This window comes from Photorhabdus heterorhabditis, assembly GCF_018448905.1.
Taxonomy (GTDB): Bacteria; Pseudomonadota; Gammaproteobacteria; order Enterobacterales; family Enterobacteriaceae; genus Photorhabdus; species Photorhabdus heterorhabditis.
In genome coordinates, this window is record NZ_RCWA01000016.1 from 61,156 (window position 1) to 77,614 (window position 16,459).

Genomic DNA, 16,459 nt, shown 5'->3' on the forward strand with positions numbered 1-16,459 from the left:
TTCTGAGGTGAGATTTTAGTTAGCTCGGTGAGAAGAGGGTATAAAAAAGCCACCAGATTGGTGGCTTAGTGTGAGGGTTATCAGTCTTCTTTTTTGTGGATAACAGATATTAGTTGTCCTGCTGAAACATGGTTATTTTCTGTGACTTCAACATAGTTTATGGTGAGAATATTTTCTTGAGCAACCGCATCTGTAAACTCTTTTAATTCATCTGTTGATGTCATTTCGGTCGTAGTTTTAATGATAAATGTATCATTGTTACTCGCCCTAGTGACGGTGATACTTATATCTTGATTCACCGGTCCAGTTCTTGTAACACCTTTAATGTAAAAATCATCTTCTTTGGTTATTTTGTTTCTATCAATAGATTGTCTTTGGCTATGAGTGTTAAGTTGATCTCTATTGACGATTTTTTCACCTAGAGAAACAGTGGTTACTGTTGGATCTTGGGCTAGTTGCTTTAGTAGTTTATTTTTCCCATCTTCACCATGTGCAAGTATTTCTCTGCTGGTAGATGTTTGCCCAGTCCTCAAAATTTCCAATGTGTTTTGTTGTGCCTGAAGAACGGCATCAGTTGAAGCTTTAGAAAGGGCAATTTGGGCGGATGTAGTTTCTCTTTGTGTACTCCAATATTCGTCAGCAATTTTCCAGCTAACGGTGCCACAAGCAAGAACGAGCGCTATGACCGCGCATAGCGCTTGCCTTCCCGTCATTCTTCCTATAGCTTCTCTTAACACGCTAACAGCTCCGTTTATCACTTTGTCTGAGGTGCCATCAGCCTGACTGGAGCCCTCTCTAATATGGTAGACTATATCAAGTTTTTGTTTATCCGGATTGGTTAATCTCTGTAGGTTTTGCGATCCATATTTAATAATAGCAAATGCTCTTTGTATTTCTTCTGTTAGTGCAGCCATCCCAAAAAGCATTGATGCTGTAATTGAAGAGTTATAACGATTGGAATCGCCTTTTACATTTATGTCTAGAGTGGGCCACCCCCTGAATTCTATGTCAGGAAATAAAAATTCATCCGAATCTAAGTCTTTCCTATTTATCATTTGACTGATAAATGAGTAGAATTCATCCTCGTTGGTAATAACGAAATTTGGTTGTAAATTCATCTACTAATCCTTAATGGTGTTCACCTATGATAAATGTTTTGCAACCCTCACAAGTAGCACTTTGGTTATTAAAAAAAATTACTTATGCTTTCTTTTTGCTCTTCTTTTGTGATAGTTCTTCTAGTAATTGATTGTAATACCGTTTTTTTTCTTCAAGAGTTTTTAAAAGTTCGTCAGCTTCGCTATCCGGGAGTTCATCAAACAGTTCGAGAAGTATTTCTTGACGTCGACTCAACTCCTTACTTTTAAGTTGGCTATCTACGCAGCACTCTTGTTGTTCGCCGAACATTAATTCAGATGGAGAAACACAAAGGGCTTTGGATAAAATGACAGCATCATCGGCGCTGACATTTCTAGTGCCGGATTCATAGTTTCCTATTCTTGATTGAGAGGCCCAGCCGCACCGTTCCGCGAGTGCGGCTTGGCTCATTTTTTGTTTGTTTCTAAGGCGCTTAATTCTTGCGCCGACGCTTTCATTAGTTTTCATGAACCCTTATTTAACACACCGCGTGTTTTTTATCTTTCACGATTTGTGTTTACAATGAATCACAAATCGTGTTTAATGATGATGATTTAGATACAGGGAGTAACTATGAACAAGATCTCAAATGCCAGAAAAGTGATCGGCATCACCCAATCTGAGTTAGCAAAAATACTTGGGTGGTCACAGTCACGTATTGGTAATTATGAATCTGGAATTAGAACCCCAGATTTGCATTCATGCCGCGAAATTGTGTTAGCACTGAATTCTTTTGGTGGGATGTATTGTCTTGATGACATCTTTCCACCCAAAAAAGCGGCATAACAACACACAAAGCGAGCCAGTATAGCTCGCATGCTCTTTAACAATCCGCCTCCTACGCTGCAAAGTGTAGATTCCCTGTTTAAGAATAGGGATTCCCCGATTGCGGGGAGCGTAGCCTTAACCAAGGCTATAAATTTAATTTTAACTTAAGGAAATTTAACATATGGATATCGCAAAAACTTGCAAAACTCAGATCACATGCAAACCCGAACTGCTAGAAAGTTACTGGTTAAAAACCGCTCTTGAGTATGGGAATAATCAACTTGCTAAAGAGATGGGAATACATCCGTCCGGCTTAAGCCGGGATAAGAATCGGATCGCTAAATTAGCGAGTCTGATGGTTGTTAAACTTGGATTACCAGAGGGTAGCGTCGCCGCTCCTGGATGTGATGCAAATATTGTTCTAACGGGAGTAGAAGCAAGTAAGTTGCTTTCGATACTTGAGCATATCAGAGAGCCGAAAGAAAAAGCCCCGGTTGTTGGAGCAACTGAGGCTAATCAAATATGAGTCAACAGGGGAAAAGCGTTCCCCTATATACCACTAACATAGCGAGATAATCATGACAGAGAAACCAATTATTTTCAACGGTGAGATGGTCCGTGCGATTTTGTACGGGCAAAAGACGCAGACGCGGCGGCCTGTTAAGCCGCAGCCAAACAATCTTCAAGAATTCATAGGTTGGGCAATGAGCGGCGCATTATCAAAAGATAGCGTTGTATTTGCTGAGGGTGAAAGCTCTCCGCTAAAAAATATTCTACGTATTCTTTGCAATTGGAAAGTGGGTGATCGGCTGTGGGTGCGTGAAACCTGGGCTCATTACCAAACCATTAATTATCTCGCTCGCAGTAATGGTCGTTCATTTAGTGAAGTAAGTGACGGATTTGCAGCATATCGAGCTGACGGGTACGAGAGTATTAGCGACATGAAAGATCACATTCGACTAATGTCAGAATCTGACTTTGAAGGTGTTGAGGTTCGTGATGATAAGTGGATACCGTCAATTCACATGCCACGTTGGGCTAGTCGTATCACGTTAGAAATCACAGATATTGGAGTTGAGAGACTGAATGAAATCAGTGAAGAGGATGCAAAAGCGGAAGGCGTAATAGCGGGAATTTGCCCCGGCTATGAAAATATCATGCATCGTGTTGTGTTCCGTGAGCTATGGGAATCAATCTACGGCCCCGGCTCATTCGATGATAAATGGGTATGGGTCATTGAGTTTAAGAGAGTGGAGGCACTATGAACACAGCGGAGGTAATTAATTTTCCCGCACCCCGCAGGGAGGTTGTTAAAGTGGCTGATGTTGAAGATGGCTATACACGTATCGCTAATGAACTGCTTGAAGCAATAATGAGCGCTGATTTAACGGCAAGGCAACTAAAAGTTGCATTAGCGATTATCAGAAAAACATATGGCTTTTGTAAGAAAACAGACCGAATAACGAATACTCAGATAGCGGAGATGACGGGTATTCATCATACGCATGTATGTAAAGCAAAAAATGAAATGATTGCAATGAAAATCATTGTGTTATCTGGAAATCAAATAGGAATAAATAAGATTGTTTCTGAGTGGAATACCGACATTAGCCGACTTAGCGAAACATTAGCCAAGTCAGCTAATAAAACATTAGCTAAGTCGGCTAATAGTGATAAGCCAAGTCAGCTAAACACAAAAGAAACTATACAAAAGAAAAAAGAAATTAATGATCCTCTTATATCCCCTTTACCAGAAAAACCAAAACCAAAACCAAAGCCAAAAACTAAATTCGATCCAACAGCGATTGAAATTCCAGAATGGCTAAATTCTGAGTCATGGGCGGAATGGGTGAGTTATCGCCAGCAATCTGGCAAGCCGATTAAAACCCAGATCACGGTTACTAAAGCGCTTAATTTCCTGAAGGAATGTTTTGACGAGGGGCATGATCCGGCTGATGTAATTAACACAAGCATAGCAAACGGGTGGCAAGGGCTATTCAAGCCAAAATATCCACCGCGTGCTAAGCAGAGTCTGGATTTTAATAATACGGACTGGATAGACGGGCTAACGATATGAGAAATCTTGCTACCGTGGTACAGAATCGGGATAGCAGAGCTTTGCAGGCTATGGCCGGATCTCAAAAGCCACAACAGGGAACACAAGTCACAAAACAAGCTGCTGAAATTTTCAATGAGTTATTTCGCCAGCTAAAGGGCGCTTTTCCGGCTCTGATGGCAAATATCAAAACACAGGACGATTTTAACGAACTGCGGCGGCAATGGGTTCTCGCTTTTGCTGAAAATGGCATTAGAACCGTTGAGCAGGTCAATGCCGGAATGAAGATCGCCAGGCAGCAAGATACGCCATTTCTGCCGTCGCCAGGTCAATTTATTCAGTGGTGCAAGCAAGGCGGTATCAAAAATGCTGGTTTGCCGGATGAGTTAGAATTATACGAAATAGTAATGGACTACAGCGCAAAGCGTGGGCTATACAGTTCTGCTGAGAATTACCCCTGGCAGTCAAATGCCTGTTACTGGATTGTCACTAAATTATACTCACAGATGCGCGGACTGAATTTAACTGAGTCTGAGTTGCGTAAGCGTTGCAGCAAAGAGCTTATTGCTATGTCGCGGAGAATGGAATCAGGGGAGCAAATACCCGCGCCAGTTAAGCAGATCCCAAAGCTGCATATACCGACAAGCCAGGAACGGGCATTAAATCATCTCGCGGAAATTAGACGGAAATTTAATTTAGATTCATGTAAGAAGGACTTTTGATATGGAATGGATAAGTGTTGATGAAAGATTGCCAGATGATACGAACCTGGTATTGATTGTTATATTGGGTTGTTGGGTATCAGCGGGTTATCTTTCGCATTATGGTGATAAGCGTTTTTATGACAATGTATTGTGCCGCTATGAAAATAATGTAACTCACTGGCAACCGATGCCAAGTCTACCGGAGACAAATAATGATAAAAGGTAAATACATCATTTCAGCCACGATCACTAAAGCGGGTGGATTGCCTGTCAATTGGATGCGTTACTCTGACAAGAGGCTATCAAAAACAGAGTGTTTGAAGATGATTGGCGGGAAACGTCGTGTATTTAACAACGTTTTGGAAGAAGAGGTGAGAGTGGAGTTGAGTCATTTTTCGTGTAAGCGAGTAAATAAAGGGGGGTTAGATGGAAGCTGATTTTTGTTTTCACGAATCTAATAAATCACAGGCATGGGAAATACTGAAAGAAACACTTCAAACGAAACAGCCGCACCGAATTATCATCAAGCCCTGGAGAAACACCCGATCATTATCTCAAAATGCAACGGCTCATATGTGGTTCGGTGAGATAAGCCGTTATTTGTGTGCAAATGGCGCAACGTATTCATCAGAAGAAGTTAAGGAGATGCTTAAACATACGTTCCTTGGCTATGAAGTTGTTGATCGCGTGGATTTCAGTAATCAGGAAGTAGAGCATGTCAGGACGCTCCGGCACACATCTAAATTGGACACTGGCGAGATGTTTCGATTTATGGAGCAAGTTGAGCAATGGGCTGCGGGTATTGGTTGTTTTGTGACTATCCCGGAAAATAGCGAATATATGAAATTAAAACAGGAGCAAGATAAATGATAGCAGGTAATAAACATTGGTGTAACTTCTGTGGTAAATCACAAGATGAAGTTAATCATTTAGTCTCAGGAATGAATAACAGTGATATTTGTAATGAGTGTATTATCCAATGCGTTAATGTATTAATCAATAGAAAGTCGGATGAAATAAATGAGTCATCAATAATCTAATCTATAAAGTCCCATCTAATAAAAAATCAAAACCAGTTCCCATTGAATCGGAAGTTAAAACGTTTGATTATGTTTATCAGCTTCTGCGTGCAAAGTGGGATAGACGGAGAAATAGAAATGAAAAAGTCATCAAGGAGAAAGTGTAAAATATGTTGTGAATGGTTTATGCCAAAATATTCGAATATATATTGGTGTAATCCAGAGCACGGAGCGAAATTAGCAATTAAAAAAAGAAACAGGGACCGGGAAAAAGCAGAGCGGGAACTTAAAAAGAAGCAGCAACAAGAATTAGCAGAGAAGAAAGATAAACTTAAAGCCCGTCGATTAGCAGTAAAGCCCCGCAGTTATTTTATTCAGCAAGCCCAACGTTCTGTTAATGCATATATTCGTTACCGCGACAAAGATAAGCCGTGTATTTCATGCGGCACTACAGACTCATCACAATGGGACGCAGGACATTACAGGACTACATCAGCAGCGCAACAATTACGATTTGATATAAGACAAATACATAAACAATGCACTGTCTGTAATCGGCATCATTCAGGGAATATTGTTCAATATCGGATTGAGCTTATTGATCGCATCGGCATTGAAGTTGTTGAAGATATCGAGAGTAATCATGAACGGCATAGATGGACTATTGAAGAATGCAAAGCGATCAAAGCTGAGTTTGATGAGAAATTGAAGAAACTCAGGAGATTAAGCTATGACAATCTTCACTGATATTGAAGCGGCAATAGAAGAAGCTCGCTTTAGAAAGAGCATTACGGGGCGGTCATTTGCTGTTTTGCAATGCAAATATAATTTAAAAGTGATTCAGGATCGGATTGTTAGAGGCAAAAAACACTCAGTCATGTTTTCAATAAAATATGACAAATATCATTCAGTTCTCCGGGGGTAATTGATGAGGCACAATGAATCATTCTCATTATTGGTCTATATTGCCAATAATAAAGATCTTCGCAGAGCATGGGGGAAAGGCTGGAAAACAATAACTCCAAGCCAACGCGTTTGGGTTCGTTATATGCTGATGATATGGGGTAAACAACACAGCGGAAGAGAGGAGCCTAGTAGTGAATGCAGTGTTATTGGTCGTCTTATGATTCGCACTGAATGGAGTGACACAGAAGGCCAGCGGATCATTAAGATAGTGAAAGACTTGCATAAGTTTGGATATCGTGGAGAAGAGCTATTTAAGAAAGCTAAAGATATTCTTTCACCAAAACAATCATTAAGCGACATCATTACTCTCGCCAAAGAATCAGATGATGCCGCTTTTATTGAAAAGGTATTAAATAAAACCTTTAAAAAGGGTAATCCCATTCGGGATATTGCAATTAAACGATATTGTGAGCGCAAAAACCCGCAAAAGATCGCGCGTGAGCTTTCTTATTTGACTGGGTGCGACATTCAATACGCAAGAAAACGAGTCGTTTGGTGCGAGGAACTATTGGAGTCAGAAATGTATTACGCTATTAAACGAGAAATTGAGGGTTAATTTTTATTGTTCACAATTATCGAAAAAATATTTTTAAATTAATTGATTTTTGAGAAATTAAGTAGTACTTTTTCATTTATGCTCGGAGCAAGAAGCGAAAGAGCCTCATCAACAAAGACACATCGAATATAAAGCCCACATTCCCCGTTCTCAGATAAAAGTTTCAGTCTGTCTAATGGCTGATGTGGCATCAATTCCAGGTCACATTTCGGTGTGGCCTTTTTCTTTTCACACCCGTTTAACGGGGACTTAATCCCCAGCGGGGGTGGAAATATGAAGATGAAAAATAATCCTGATTTATGGGCTGAATTAATAGACGGCTTAAAACATTCGTGGCCGCAAGTATCTGGCACGGCAGCCGCAATATTAATTTGTTGGGGACGTCTGATTTATGACGGAGTGGAATGTAAAAACAAATGGGCTGAATGCCTGTTATGTGGAGTTCTGTCATGGGCGATATCCAGCGGTATTGAGGTGTTCGGTATTTCCTCCGCCGTATCTCCGATGATCGGCGGTGCTGTGGGATTTATCGGTGTTGATAAAATCAGAGAAATGGCTATCCGTGCCATTAACAAACGTATTGGTGATGACAAATGACAAGAGGCATACGAAACAATAACCCTGGCAACATTCGCTGGGGTGATGACTGGCAAGGTCTGGTTCCTCAATCACAACATACCGATAAATCTTTCTGCCAGTTTGTCAGCCCTGAATATGGTATTCGGGCTATGATAAAGGTCATTCGGAATTACAACAGGAAATACGGGATCAATACTGTCAGCGGCATCATTTCACGATGGGCGCCAGAGATAGAAAATAATACGGCGGGTTATATTAATCGTGTGTGTAAAGACACCGATGTTACCCGCGACCAGGTTGTTGATGTATTTAATCAGGCATTTATGACCAAACTGATTAAGGCCATTATTACAGTGGAAAATGGTAGCCAGCCCTATAGCAATGAGGTGATTGATAAGGCATTTTCACTTTTGTAGGGTGATATTATGAAGTTTAACTCTCATAGTTACACGATCATTGCTCTGGCTCTTGTTTCATTGCTGGCGTATCACTATTACGGTAAGTATACCAAACAGCTTGATGCAACAGTTCAGCTACAGAGTCGGCTGTTGGAGCAACAGAATGAAATTGTCAGCCAGCAGGAGCGGATAAAACGCTTGTCTGAGTTGGATGATAAACATACAAAGGCGCTTGCTCATGCGAAATCTGAAATTGATGCTCTTCGTGATGATGTTGCCGCTGGTCGTCGCCGGTTGCGTGTCGCAGCAACCTGTAGTCAGAGCGAAACTGGTTCCTCCGGCAGCGTGGGCCATGCAGGAACCCCACGATTTAACCCGGCAGCTGAACAAGATTATTTCGATCTCCGAAGAATGATTGTTGAGAATGAGAAACAAACTAAATACTTGCAGGACTACATCAAAACTCAGTGTCAGTAACAGCCTCGTTTAATCCGGGGCTTTTTATTATCTAGCGCATTCACACGCGCATCTATTTCTAAACGCAGAGCCTTACAGAAAGCGAACCTGAGAAAACCGTTAAATGGTATTTCTGCGGGCGGTATTTCTGTGTGAACAGGTTCGTCTTTCTATAGGGTAATACTATGAACACATCATTAACTTTCAAAAATCACACTATTGTCCCCTTTGATAATCATGATGGGAAAACCTGGTTCACGAGCAAACATCTTGCAGAATTGCTTGAATATAAAAATGAGAAGTCTGTAACTAACCTTTTTAACTCAAATAAAGATGAGTTCACTAGCGATATGACAATGGTCACTGAATCAATGACCATTGGAATAAACAATAGCTTACGTAAGAAGAAGGTCAGAATTTTCTCTATCAGAGGCTCTCATTTACTTGGCATGTTGGCAGATACAAAAGTCGCCAAACAACTTCGTCGGTGGTTACTTGATTTGGCAGACAAGGAGAGTCAGACAGATCTCTCTTTGATGGACATGGAAAGCTTAAAGTCACTGACACTTAGTGAGATGCAGAATCGAGTAGTTGCCGCTGATAAGTGGTCTTATAGCAACTTTGGTAGACCGGGTAGTGAAATGATGAATCTTCGTAAGCGTCATCTAAAGAAACTCCGCAAGGCCAAGCAAACCATTCTGGAATTATCGCAGCTTACGTTGCCCGGCTTTGATGACTTCTCTGGCGGAGAACCGCAGACATGAATCACGAACAATTCATAGCGAATAACGTACAAGCCGAGTTAGTTAAGCTCGGCTTTTCTTCATCTATAGCGTGTATAGCAAGTGATAAAGCGGTGGATTATTACCGCCGCAGTTCTTCGGCAAGCAGAAGAGGCAAGATGTATGACGACTGTTTGAACATAGCGAAAGCGTGGGCGAGTAAATACTCGGCTGAGAAACCAAAAGTAAGAGCGCAATAAAAGACTTAAAACTTAATGTTAATGAGCTTCTGACTAAGAGGCTTTTTTATTATCAGAAACAGGAAAAATCAAATGTTTAAATATAAATTAGGCCAGGCTGTCAAAATCAATATCAGCATTGAAGTGGGTGAAGTCAAAGGCCGCGCTGAATATACAAATCACATCAATAACTACTTTATCAGTTATCGTGCCTCTGACGGTCGGGCAGCAGAAGGCTGGTTTGATGAAGATGAGATTTCATCAGCAGATGAAGAGTAGTCACTAATTCAGAGCATTCTGCTGACAGAGTGCTCGATAGTAGTTATTCACTCCGGTGTGGTATTTAAAATGCCAGGGATTTATCAGACTGAAAAGTAGAAAGTTCTGATTCCAACTGTTTCAGGTTTGGAAATGTCAGTGAGGGTTGATATGTATATTAATGGCATGGGTGAGTTATCTGTAACGATATACAGCGCTTACTTTCATAAAAATGGTTTTTTCATACACACCGATAAACAGGAGGACTTTTGGGTTCTCCTGTCAAAAGAAATTGGCTATGGGCGATTTACAAAATTAAGAGATGATGATGAGTTCTCTAAGACTGGAACACTGATGAAATTAGTTGAAATGCAGCAGGACCTTGAGCCAGGCCAAGGTCGATTAGCTTTGTCATCAAATGTTTTATTCCGTCTGCGGGAAGGGTTCGAAGTTGCTTCAAAAAGGATTCTTTATCCTGTTTTGGGAAAGCAGACGACTCTATAAATTGGGCTATTTTTTCTATTGTATCGTCATGAAATTTTACTACCGTTACATTCAAAATAGCACCCAAGCCACCATTATCTCTGAGAAAGTCGATCCCTTCAGATGTTATTTTTATCGAGTTTGGGTTTACTAATTCTTTGCTTACTCCGCCAGTAATTAACCCATGACCTATTAGATATTCAGGGTCGGCTAGTAACTCAAGTAATTCACGTTGAATTTCTCTTGGGTAGTTATCCATATCGATATTTCTCACTTTTGTAGGGGTGAGTTAATATTAGCCGATTTCTTGTTGTAGGGGTACAACAGAACCACCTCGCCTGATGTGGTTAAAAGCAGGCATAGCGGCTGGTGGCATTATGGAGAATAAAATGAAGACAGTGAGATTTTGGGAATTCTGGAACCCACAAAGCGGGTTCATTGGCGGTTTAATCTTTGCTGTTGTAGTTGGTCTTCCTGTCCAGCTATTGATTATCTTTATTCTAAATATCTTAGGATATTAAGGTTGGTCTGATGGCAGGACTAAAAGAGCTGTCTAATAAACTGACTCAAATAAAGAAGCAGATCCCATTTGCTACAGCGCAAGCTTTAACAAAAGTTGCACGGCAGATTGAACAAGCTGAGAAAAAAGCGATTGAGCGTAAGTTGGATAACCCGAATCCTTTTACTGTTAAGTCGGTGGGCTCTGTGGGTGCGAGCAAGAATAATTTGAAAGCTAAAGTCTTTGTTCGTGATATTGCCGCAAGCTACTTAACGCCATTTGAAGTCGGCGGGGTACATAAACTTAATAGCAGCGCGTTATTAAATCCGAAGAACATCAAATTAAACAAGTATGGCAACTTACCACGTAACAAGCTCCAGCAACTGAAATCCAAGCCAGATACATTCATTGGTACAATAGATGGTGTTGATGGTGTATGGAAACGTAAGAAAGCCAAGAAAGCCAAGAAAGGAAAGAAGAGCAAGAAGCGATTAAAGCGTTCCCCGAACGGTACTCGCAGAGAAAGACAGAAGCAGCCCGCACCAAAATTACTCATCAGGTTCGGTGATGCATTACCTGTTGCACCTATCTTGGGTTATCAGGAACGTGCTATGAAAATGGCAGATGCATTAATGCCACAAGCTATGAGCCAGGCTCTAGATGAAGCCATCAAGACAGCTAAGTGAGGTTATAATGAGGTATGAATTAATTCCAACAGTAACACTACCCACACAAGAAGAAGTTGACGAAATAATTAATCAACTGAAATCAGAGTTAAGCGGATTTGATGCTGATAAATCTTTGTCCGGTGTGATGGTGCGTGAGTTGCATAAGCGACTGGGTAAATCCATCAAATGTAAAGTCAGCATAAACGTAACAAAGGAATGCATTGATGCTATGAAGCACATTGTTCATGAGAATGACAACGAGATAATTGTGACTGGTTTTGATGATAAATTAGTCATTCACTCAATCAAGGGCAAAATGGCAGATGCGCGAGACTATCAAGGGACCACTACATCAATCGAGAGTAATTCTCATTTGATTTGAATGGGTCCTTCCTAAGTTATTGATATTTCAGGGGCATTGCGCGCCCCGATGTTTCACTAGCTATAAGATTTTGAAATTCAGGTAACAGGTAACACCGAGGTAACAGATGAATCAGTCAGAATTTGCCAAATTACACGGCGTCAGCCGCAAGACGGTTACCCAATGGAAAGCCCGTGGCTGGCTGGTTACGGATGGTGACGACATTAATGTTGAGGCATCAAATACCAACATTGCGCGTTACCGGAAAAGTGTTACCCGACCGGAAAAAAAAGCAGCAGGTAACAAACAGGGTAACAAGTCAGGTAACAGATCTCAGGGTAACAAATCTGACAGCGGACGTACTGAGTCGCCGACAAAAATCGTCGAGCGGATGATCGCTGAAAAGGGCGCAACGATGACATTCGATGAGGCCCGGACGTTAAAAGAAAACTTTCTCGCGTTGCTCACTCAATTAGAGTACGAAATTAAATCCGGTCAGGTGCTGCCGTATAAAGACATGATTGAAGCTGTTGGACAAGAGTACTCAAGAATGCGTACTCGCTTAATCGCTATTGCTCCCGAACACGGCCCGCGCTTACGTGTATTGGCCTCTACCACTAATGATACGGAATTTGTACAAGCGTTACAGGAGGTGGTTTACGAGGCGATGGAGGAATTAAGCCTTGATGAGAATAACAACAGAGGAGAAAACTAACGCCTCCGCCTGGCAAAATTTCACACAAGAATTATATGAGCGCCGTTCTGATATCCGGCCTCCGGAACCGCTTTCATTAAGCGCATGGGCGAATAAATACGCTGTACTGTCAAAAGAGACCAGTGCGCAAACAGGGCGATTTCGTTCATTCGCATATCAAGATGGCATGATGGATGCCGTTACGGACCCGGCTGTTACCTATGTGTCTGTTATGAAATCGGCGCGTGTCGGCTATACAAAAATACTTGATCACGTTGTCGGTTATTATCTGGCGCATGACCCGTCCCCGATTCTTGTTGTTCAACCGCGCGTTGAAGATGCTGAAGATTACAGTAAGACGGAAATTGCCCCAATGCTGCGTGACACCCCAGTGTTGGCAGAGATATCGGGTGATCCAAAAGCCAAAAACAGTAATCAGACCATTCTGAAAAAGACGTTTTTGAATGGCTCAAACTTAACGCTTGTGGGTGCTAACAGTCCGGGCGGGTTCCGGCGTATCACATGTAGGATTATCTTGTTTGATGAGGTTGATGGTTACCCTTCTGGCGGTGCAGGCGCTGAAGGTGACCAGATAGCATTGGGTACAAAGCGTTCTGAAACTTTCTGGAACCGCAAAATCGTATTGGGTTCAACTCCTACAGTGAAAGGCACAAGCAGGATTGAAAAGTCGTTCGGCGATAGTGACCAGCGTTACTATTACGTTCCTTGCCCACATTGTAATGAATACCAGATATTAGAGTGGGGCGGACCGGATACACCCTACGGGATCAAATGGGACAAAGACGAAAACGGAAATGGCTTGCCTGATACTGCATATTACGTTTGTCGTCACAATGGTTGCGTGATCCATCACAACGAAAAAGGCGGCATGGTGAAGCGCGGAGAGTGGCGGGCAACGAAGCCGTTTAAAGGTCATGCCGGATTTCATATCTGGGCGGGATACAGTTTGTTTCAGAACGCCGCGTGGAAATACTTAGTTGCAGAATGGTTACGGGTAAAAAATGACCCTCTTATGCGTCAGACATTTATTAACTTAGTGCTGGGTGAGCCGTATGAAGATCGGGGAGAAAAGGCATTGAGTGAAAGAAAACTGCTCGAACGCTGTGAAGTCTTTGCCGCCGAAGTGCCTGACGGCGTAGCTGTTTTGACGGCGGGTATTGATACCCAAGATGACAGATTCGAAATTGAAGTTGTTGGCTGGGGCCGCAATGAAGAAAGCTGGTCTATTGCTTATGATGTAATTGAAGGCGATTTGGAAACTGATGAGCCGTGGAAACGTTTAGATGCTTACCTGAAACAGATATGGCGGCGGGCGGATGGGCGTGGCTTTACGATTATGGCCGCATGTATGGACTCTGGCGGACACCATACGCAACAAGTCTACGAATTTTCCAAAGCTAGAATTGGTCGCCGGATATGGGCGATAAAAGGAGAATCGGCACGCGGTGGTAAACGCTCCCCGGTGTGGCCGACTAAAAAGCCCACTTCACGAACTAAGTCAAGTTTCAAGCCCATTATTCTTGGCGTCAATGCGGCTAAAGATACTATCCGCGGGCGATTGCATCTTGATCCCCCCGCAGCGGGTGAGGCGGCGGCAAGTTATATGCACTTTCCGGCAGATAGGGACCTGAATTATTTCAGTCAACTTTTAGCTGAACGTTCGGTGCTTAAAGAATCTGGTGGGCAAAGGTTCCGCGTTTGGGAACAATTGCCGGGCCGTGCTAACGAGGCGCTTGACTGCCGTGTCTATGCGTATGCCGCGTTGTGTGGACTCTTGCATATGGGGTTGAAACTGAATGCACTAGTGACAAGCATCACAGAAAATCCGGGCCGATTGTTACCCCCTACGGTTGAGCCAGAGGAAAAAATCAGCTTGCAATATCCCGGCGTTATTATTCAAGAACCTGAAAAGCCGAAACGAAAAAGTTTGTCTCAGCTTTTGCCGTCCTAAAATTTCCAAAGGATCACTATGTTTAACTCCAAAACCAGCTTGCTGGCTGGCGCAATGACGCGCGAGCAACTTCAAGACGCATTGATGAAAGCGCAGCAAGCCTACATTGATTTGGCATCCGGGCAACGCGGCGTTTCGTTTTCATACACACAAGGAGACGGGACCCGCTCAGTGTCTTATCAGCAATCATCAATGGCTGATCTGATGGCGCTGATTCAGTTGTTACAGGCACAACTTGGCATTGTACCGCGTCCGCGTCGCCCGGTAAGGTTTAGGTTCTGATGAATACAGTAAGAATTTTAGGCCCTGACGGGCAACCGCTGCCACCCTCTCGACCGAAGCTATCTATGCTGGTCGGCGGTAGTCGTGTACCGTATGACGCCGCTGATTCATCTAGTGATCAATTGGCGAACTGGCAACCGGCGCTGTGGTCACCAGACAACGAAATCAATATCTACCGTGACCGGATTGTCTCACGCGTCAGAGACTTAGCACGTAATGATGGTTGGGCTAGTGGTGCGATAACTAGGGTTCTTGATAATGCCATCGGGGCTAATTTCCGCCCGATTATCAAACCAGACTACCGGGCGTTGGCACTAATGACTGGCAACAAAGCCTTCGATGCTACATGGGCAGGTGAATATCGTAAGGTTGTAGAAGCTCACTGGCGCAACTGGGCGAATGATCCCGGTCGTTATTGCGATATTGAGCGACAACAAACCGTTTCACAGATGTTGCGACTGGCGTTCCGGCACAAATTGTTAGATGGTGATGCGCTCGCCGTTTTACAGTACCGCACCGACAGGTTAGGACCGGGACGTGGCCGCTATGCAACAACGGTTCAAATTGTTGACCCTGACCGACTGAGCAATCCCCAACAGAATTTCGATATGCCGCACATTCGAGGTGGTGTAGAGATAGACGAAGACGGCGCACCAACGTTTTACCATATCCGGGAAGCTCACATTGGTGACTGGTGGAGCGGTGCAAAGACAATGACGTGGGAGCGTATTCCTCGTGAAACACCGTGGGGCAGACCACATGTTGTGCATGATTTTGATCACGAACGCGGTGCTCAACATCGGGGTAATGGCATTTTAACTCCAGTAGTTCAGCGTTTGAAAATGCTGATTAAATATGACCAGTCAGAACTTGAAGCGGCAATATTAAATGCGATATTCGGCGCTTATATTGAATCCCCGTATGACCCTGCGTTAGTTGAAGCGGCTTTAGGTGAAAGCGAAGATGAAAATTTAGAGGCCTATCAACAAGGGCGAGTTGAGTTTCACAATGATCGCCGTTTATCTCTGCAAAACGGGGCACGACTCCCAATTTTGTACCCCGGCGAGCGTATCAATACCGTGAATGCAGCACGGCCCCATAGTAACTTTGAAGGCTTTGAAAGTGCGGCACTACGCAATATCGCGGCAGCAACAGGACTGTCTACTCAGCAAGTAACGCAAGATTGGTCGGATGTGAACTACAGTTCGGCACGTTCAGCCATGTTAGAAGCATGGAAAACCTTGACACGTCGCCGTGATGATTTTTCAATCGGCTTTGCGCAACCCATTCTGACTGCTTTTATTGAAGAAATTCACGACATAGAAGATTTACCGTTGCCAGATGGCGCGCCTGATTTTCTGGAAGCACGGGCTGCTTATTGCCGTGCGCAATGGATGGGTCCGGGCCGGGGCTGGGTAGATCCTGTGGCGGAGAAGAAAGGGGCAATTCTTGGGATGGATGCTGGTCTATCTACACTGGAAAAAGAAGCGGCAGAAAATGCCGGGGAGGACTGGGAGGAACAACTAGACCAACGGCAACAAGAAGTGGAAGGGTTTAAAGTACGGGGATTGCCGTTGCCAAGCTGGGCGCAATTGGATATTCCCGCTGAGAAAGTTATTCAGGATCCGAAGGTAGAGTAATG

General features: G+C 43.1%; 27 protein-coding genes. 24 read left to right on the forward strand and 3 right to left on the reverse strand.

Annotated features, from left to right (window positions below; all coding sequences use genetic code 11):
* Positions 1 to 80 precede the first annotated feature (80 nt).
* Together EAE89_RS12060 and EAE89_RS12065 are read right to left on the reverse strand one after the other, a co-directional pair.
* Complete coding sequence (locus EAE89_RS12060) at positions 81 to 1,118, reverse strand: hypothetical protein (RefSeq protein ID WP_244866398.1); 1,038 nt, start codon at positions 1,116 to 1,118, stop codon at positions 81 to 83.
* An 82-nt stretch (positions 1,119 to 1,200) separates the two neighbouring features.
* On the reverse strand, positions 1,201 to 1,605 hold the full coding sequence (locus tag EAE89_RS12065) for a helix-turn-helix domain-containing protein (protein WP_214085921.1): 405 nt from the start codon (positions 1,603 to 1,605) through the stop codon (positions 1,201 to 1,203).
* A gap of 105 nt (positions 1,606 to 1,710) precedes the next feature.
* Here EAE89_RS12065 and EAE89_RS12070 point away from each other — a divergent pair, with 105 nt between their 5' ends.
* From EAE89_RS12070 to EAE89_RS12155, 18 genes are all read left to right on the forward strand, one after another.
* Entirely contained in the window at positions 1,711 to 1,923 is a 213-nt protein-coding gene (locus tag EAE89_RS12070; protein WP_214085922.1) for a helix-turn-helix transcriptional regulator, read from the forward strand.
* 163 nt (positions 1,924 to 2,086) lie between these two features.
* Positions 2,087 to 2,431 (forward strand): hypothetical protein, encoded by a 345-nt coding sequence (locus EAE89_RS12075; protein WP_214085923.1) that lies wholly within the window; start codon positions 2,087 to 2,089, stop codon positions 2,429 to 2,431.
* A 52-nt stretch (positions 2,432 to 2,483) separates the two neighbouring features.
* Complete coding sequence (locus tag EAE89_RS12080) at positions 2,484 to 3,170, forward strand: ASCH domain-containing protein (RefSeq protein ID WP_214085924.1); 687 nt, start codon at positions 2,484 to 2,486, stop codon at positions 3,168 to 3,170.
* Between the two features lie 50 nt (positions 3,171 to 3,220).
* A complete protein-coding gene (locus tag EAE89_RS12085; protein ID WP_339423214.1) occupies positions 3,221 to 3,982 on the forward strand; it encodes a replication protein in 762 nt (253 codons plus the stop codon).
* Positions 3,979 to 4,683 carry a replication protein P gene (locus tag EAE89_RS12090; protein WP_214085926.1) on the forward strand — a complete coding sequence of 235 codons (705 nt, stop codon included), beginning with the start codon at positions 3,979 to 3,981 and terminating at the stop codon, positions 4,681 to 4,683. The genes EAE89_RS12085 and EAE89_RS12090 overlap by 4 nt, the downstream gene beginning before the upstream one ends.
* 1 nt (position 4,684) lies before the next feature.
* Positions 4,685 to 4,891 (forward strand): DUF551 domain-containing protein, encoded by a 207-nt coding sequence (locus EAE89_RS12095; RefSeq protein ID WP_214085927.1) that lies wholly within the window; start codon positions 4,685 to 4,687, stop codon positions 4,889 to 4,891.
* The gene (locus tag EAE89_RS12100) at positions 4,878 to 5,102 is read left to right on the forward strand and encodes a DUF1187 family protein (protein ID WP_214085928.1); all 225 of its coding nucleotides are present in this window, start codon (positions 4,878 to 4,880) and stop codon (positions 5,100 to 5,102) included. Before EAE89_RS12095 ends, EAE89_RS12100 begins: the two co-directional genes overlap by 14 nt.
* Entirely contained in the window at positions 5,092 to 5,535 is a 444-nt protein-coding gene (locus EAE89_RS12105; RefSeq protein WP_214085929.1) for a YbcN family protein, read from the forward strand. Before EAE89_RS12100 ends, EAE89_RS12105 begins: the two co-directional genes overlap by 11 nt.
* Positions 5,532 to 5,705 carry a ClpX C4-type zinc finger protein gene (locus EAE89_RS24385; RefSeq protein ID WP_214085930.1) on the forward strand — a complete coding sequence of 58 codons (174 nt, stop codon included), beginning with the start codon at positions 5,532 to 5,534 and terminating at the stop codon, positions 5,703 to 5,705. The genes EAE89_RS12105 and EAE89_RS24385 overlap by 4 nt, the downstream gene beginning before the upstream one ends.
* The gene (locus tag EAE89_RS23605; RefSeq protein ID WP_339423222.1) at positions 5,705 to 5,851 is read left to right on the forward strand and encodes a NinE family protein; all 147 of its coding nucleotides are present in this window, start codon (positions 5,705 to 5,707) and stop codon (positions 5,849 to 5,851) included. The genes EAE89_RS24385 and EAE89_RS23605 overlap by 1 nt, the downstream gene beginning before the upstream one ends.
* Positions 5,823 to 6,431, forward strand: a complete 609-nt coding sequence (locus tag EAE89_RS12120; protein ID WP_214085931.1) for a recombination protein NinG — start codon at positions 5,823 to 5,825, stop codon at positions 6,429 to 6,431. Before EAE89_RS23605 ends, EAE89_RS12120 begins: the two co-directional genes overlap by 29 nt.
* Positions 6,432 to 6,612: 181 nt before the next feature.
* Positions 6,613 to 7,206, forward strand: coding sequence for a hypothetical protein (locus tag EAE89_RS12125; RefSeq protein WP_214085932.1), 594 nt, complete (start codon positions 6,613 to 6,615; stop codon positions 7,204 to 7,206).
* Positions 7,207 to 7,485: 279 nt separating this feature from the next.
* The gene (locus EAE89_RS12130) at positions 7,486 to 7,803 is read left to right on the forward strand and encodes a phage holin, lambda family (protein WP_422615514.1); all 318 of its coding nucleotides are present in this window, start codon (positions 7,486 to 7,488) and stop codon (positions 7,801 to 7,803) included.
* The gene (locus tag EAE89_RS12135) at positions 7,800 to 8,201 is read left to right on the forward strand and encodes a structural protein (RefSeq protein WP_214085934.1); all 402 of its coding nucleotides are present in this window, start codon (positions 7,800 to 7,802) and stop codon (positions 8,199 to 8,201) included. Before EAE89_RS12130 ends, EAE89_RS12135 begins: the two co-directional genes overlap by 4 nt.
* Before the next feature lie 9 nt (positions 8,202 to 8,210).
* The gene (locus tag EAE89_RS12140) at positions 8,211 to 8,660 is read left to right on the forward strand and encodes a lysis protein (protein WP_214085935.1); all 450 of its coding nucleotides are present in this window, start codon (positions 8,211 to 8,213) and stop codon (positions 8,658 to 8,660) included.
* Positions 8,661 to 8,824: 164 nt separating this feature from the next.
* Positions 8,825 to 9,403: a BRO-N domain-containing protein gene (locus tag EAE89_RS12145; RefSeq protein WP_214085936.1), complete on the forward strand. Its 579-nt coding sequence runs from the start codon at positions 8,825 to 8,827 to the stop codon at positions 9,401 to 9,403.
* Entirely contained in the window at positions 9,400 to 9,621 is a 222-nt protein-coding gene (locus EAE89_RS12150; RefSeq protein WP_214085937.1) for a hypothetical protein, read from the forward strand. The genes EAE89_RS12145 and EAE89_RS12150 overlap by 4 nt, the downstream gene beginning before the upstream one ends.
* Before the next feature lie 72 nt (positions 9,622 to 9,693).
* Positions 9,694 to 9,879, forward strand: a complete 186-nt coding sequence (locus EAE89_RS12155) for a hypothetical protein (RefSeq protein WP_214085938.1) — start codon at positions 9,694 to 9,696, stop codon at positions 9,877 to 9,879.
* A 316-nt stretch (positions 9,880 to 10,195) separates the two neighbouring features.
* On the opposite strand, the gene EAE89_RS12160 is transcribed toward EAE89_RS12155, so the two are convergent.
* The gene (locus EAE89_RS12160; RefSeq protein ID WP_214085939.1) at positions 10,196 to 10,600 is read right to left on the reverse strand and encodes a hypothetical protein; all 405 of its coding nucleotides are present in this window, start codon (positions 10,598 to 10,600) and stop codon (positions 10,196 to 10,198) included.
* Positions 10,601 to 10,872: 272 nt separating this feature from the next.
* Here EAE89_RS12160 and EAE89_RS12165 point away from each other — a divergent pair, with 272 nt between their 5' ends.
* The 6 genes from EAE89_RS12165 to EAE89_RS12190 all read left to right on the forward strand — a co-directional run bounded on the left by EAE89_RS12165 (position 10,873) and on the right by EAE89_RS12190 (position 16,457).
* Positions 10,873 to 11,526: a hypothetical protein gene (locus EAE89_RS12165; protein ID WP_214085940.1), complete on the forward strand. Its 654-nt coding sequence runs from the start codon at positions 10,873 to 10,875 to the stop codon at positions 11,524 to 11,526.
* 7 nt (positions 11,527 to 11,533) lie between these two features.
* A complete protein-coding gene (locus EAE89_RS12170; RefSeq protein WP_214085941.1) occupies positions 11,534 to 11,890 on the forward strand; it encodes a hypothetical protein in 357 nt (118 codons plus the stop codon).
* A 106-nt stretch (positions 11,891 to 11,996) separates the two neighbouring features.
* Positions 11,997 to 12,584 (forward strand): RNA polymerase subunit sigma-70, encoded by a 588-nt coding sequence (locus EAE89_RS12175; protein WP_214085942.1) that lies wholly within the window; start codon positions 11,997 to 11,999, stop codon positions 12,582 to 12,584.
* Positions 12,556 to 14,535 (forward strand): phage terminase large subunit family protein, encoded by a 1,980-nt coding sequence (locus EAE89_RS12180; protein ID WP_214085943.1) that lies wholly within the window; start codon positions 12,556 to 12,558, stop codon positions 14,533 to 14,535. Before EAE89_RS12175 ends, EAE89_RS12180 begins: the two co-directional genes overlap by 29 nt.
* A gap of 18 nt (positions 14,536 to 14,553) precedes the next feature.
* Complete coding sequence (gene gpW, locus EAE89_RS12185; RefSeq protein WP_214085944.1) at positions 14,554 to 14,817, forward strand: gpW family head-tail joining protein; 264 nt, start codon at positions 14,554 to 14,556, stop codon at positions 14,815 to 14,817.
* Entirely contained in the window at positions 14,817 to 16,457 is a 1,641-nt protein-coding gene (locus EAE89_RS12190; RefSeq protein ID WP_214085945.1) for a phage portal protein, read from the forward strand. The genes gpW and EAE89_RS12190 overlap by 1 nt, the downstream gene beginning before the upstream one ends.
* Positions 16,458 to 16,459: the final 2 nt, after the last annotated feature.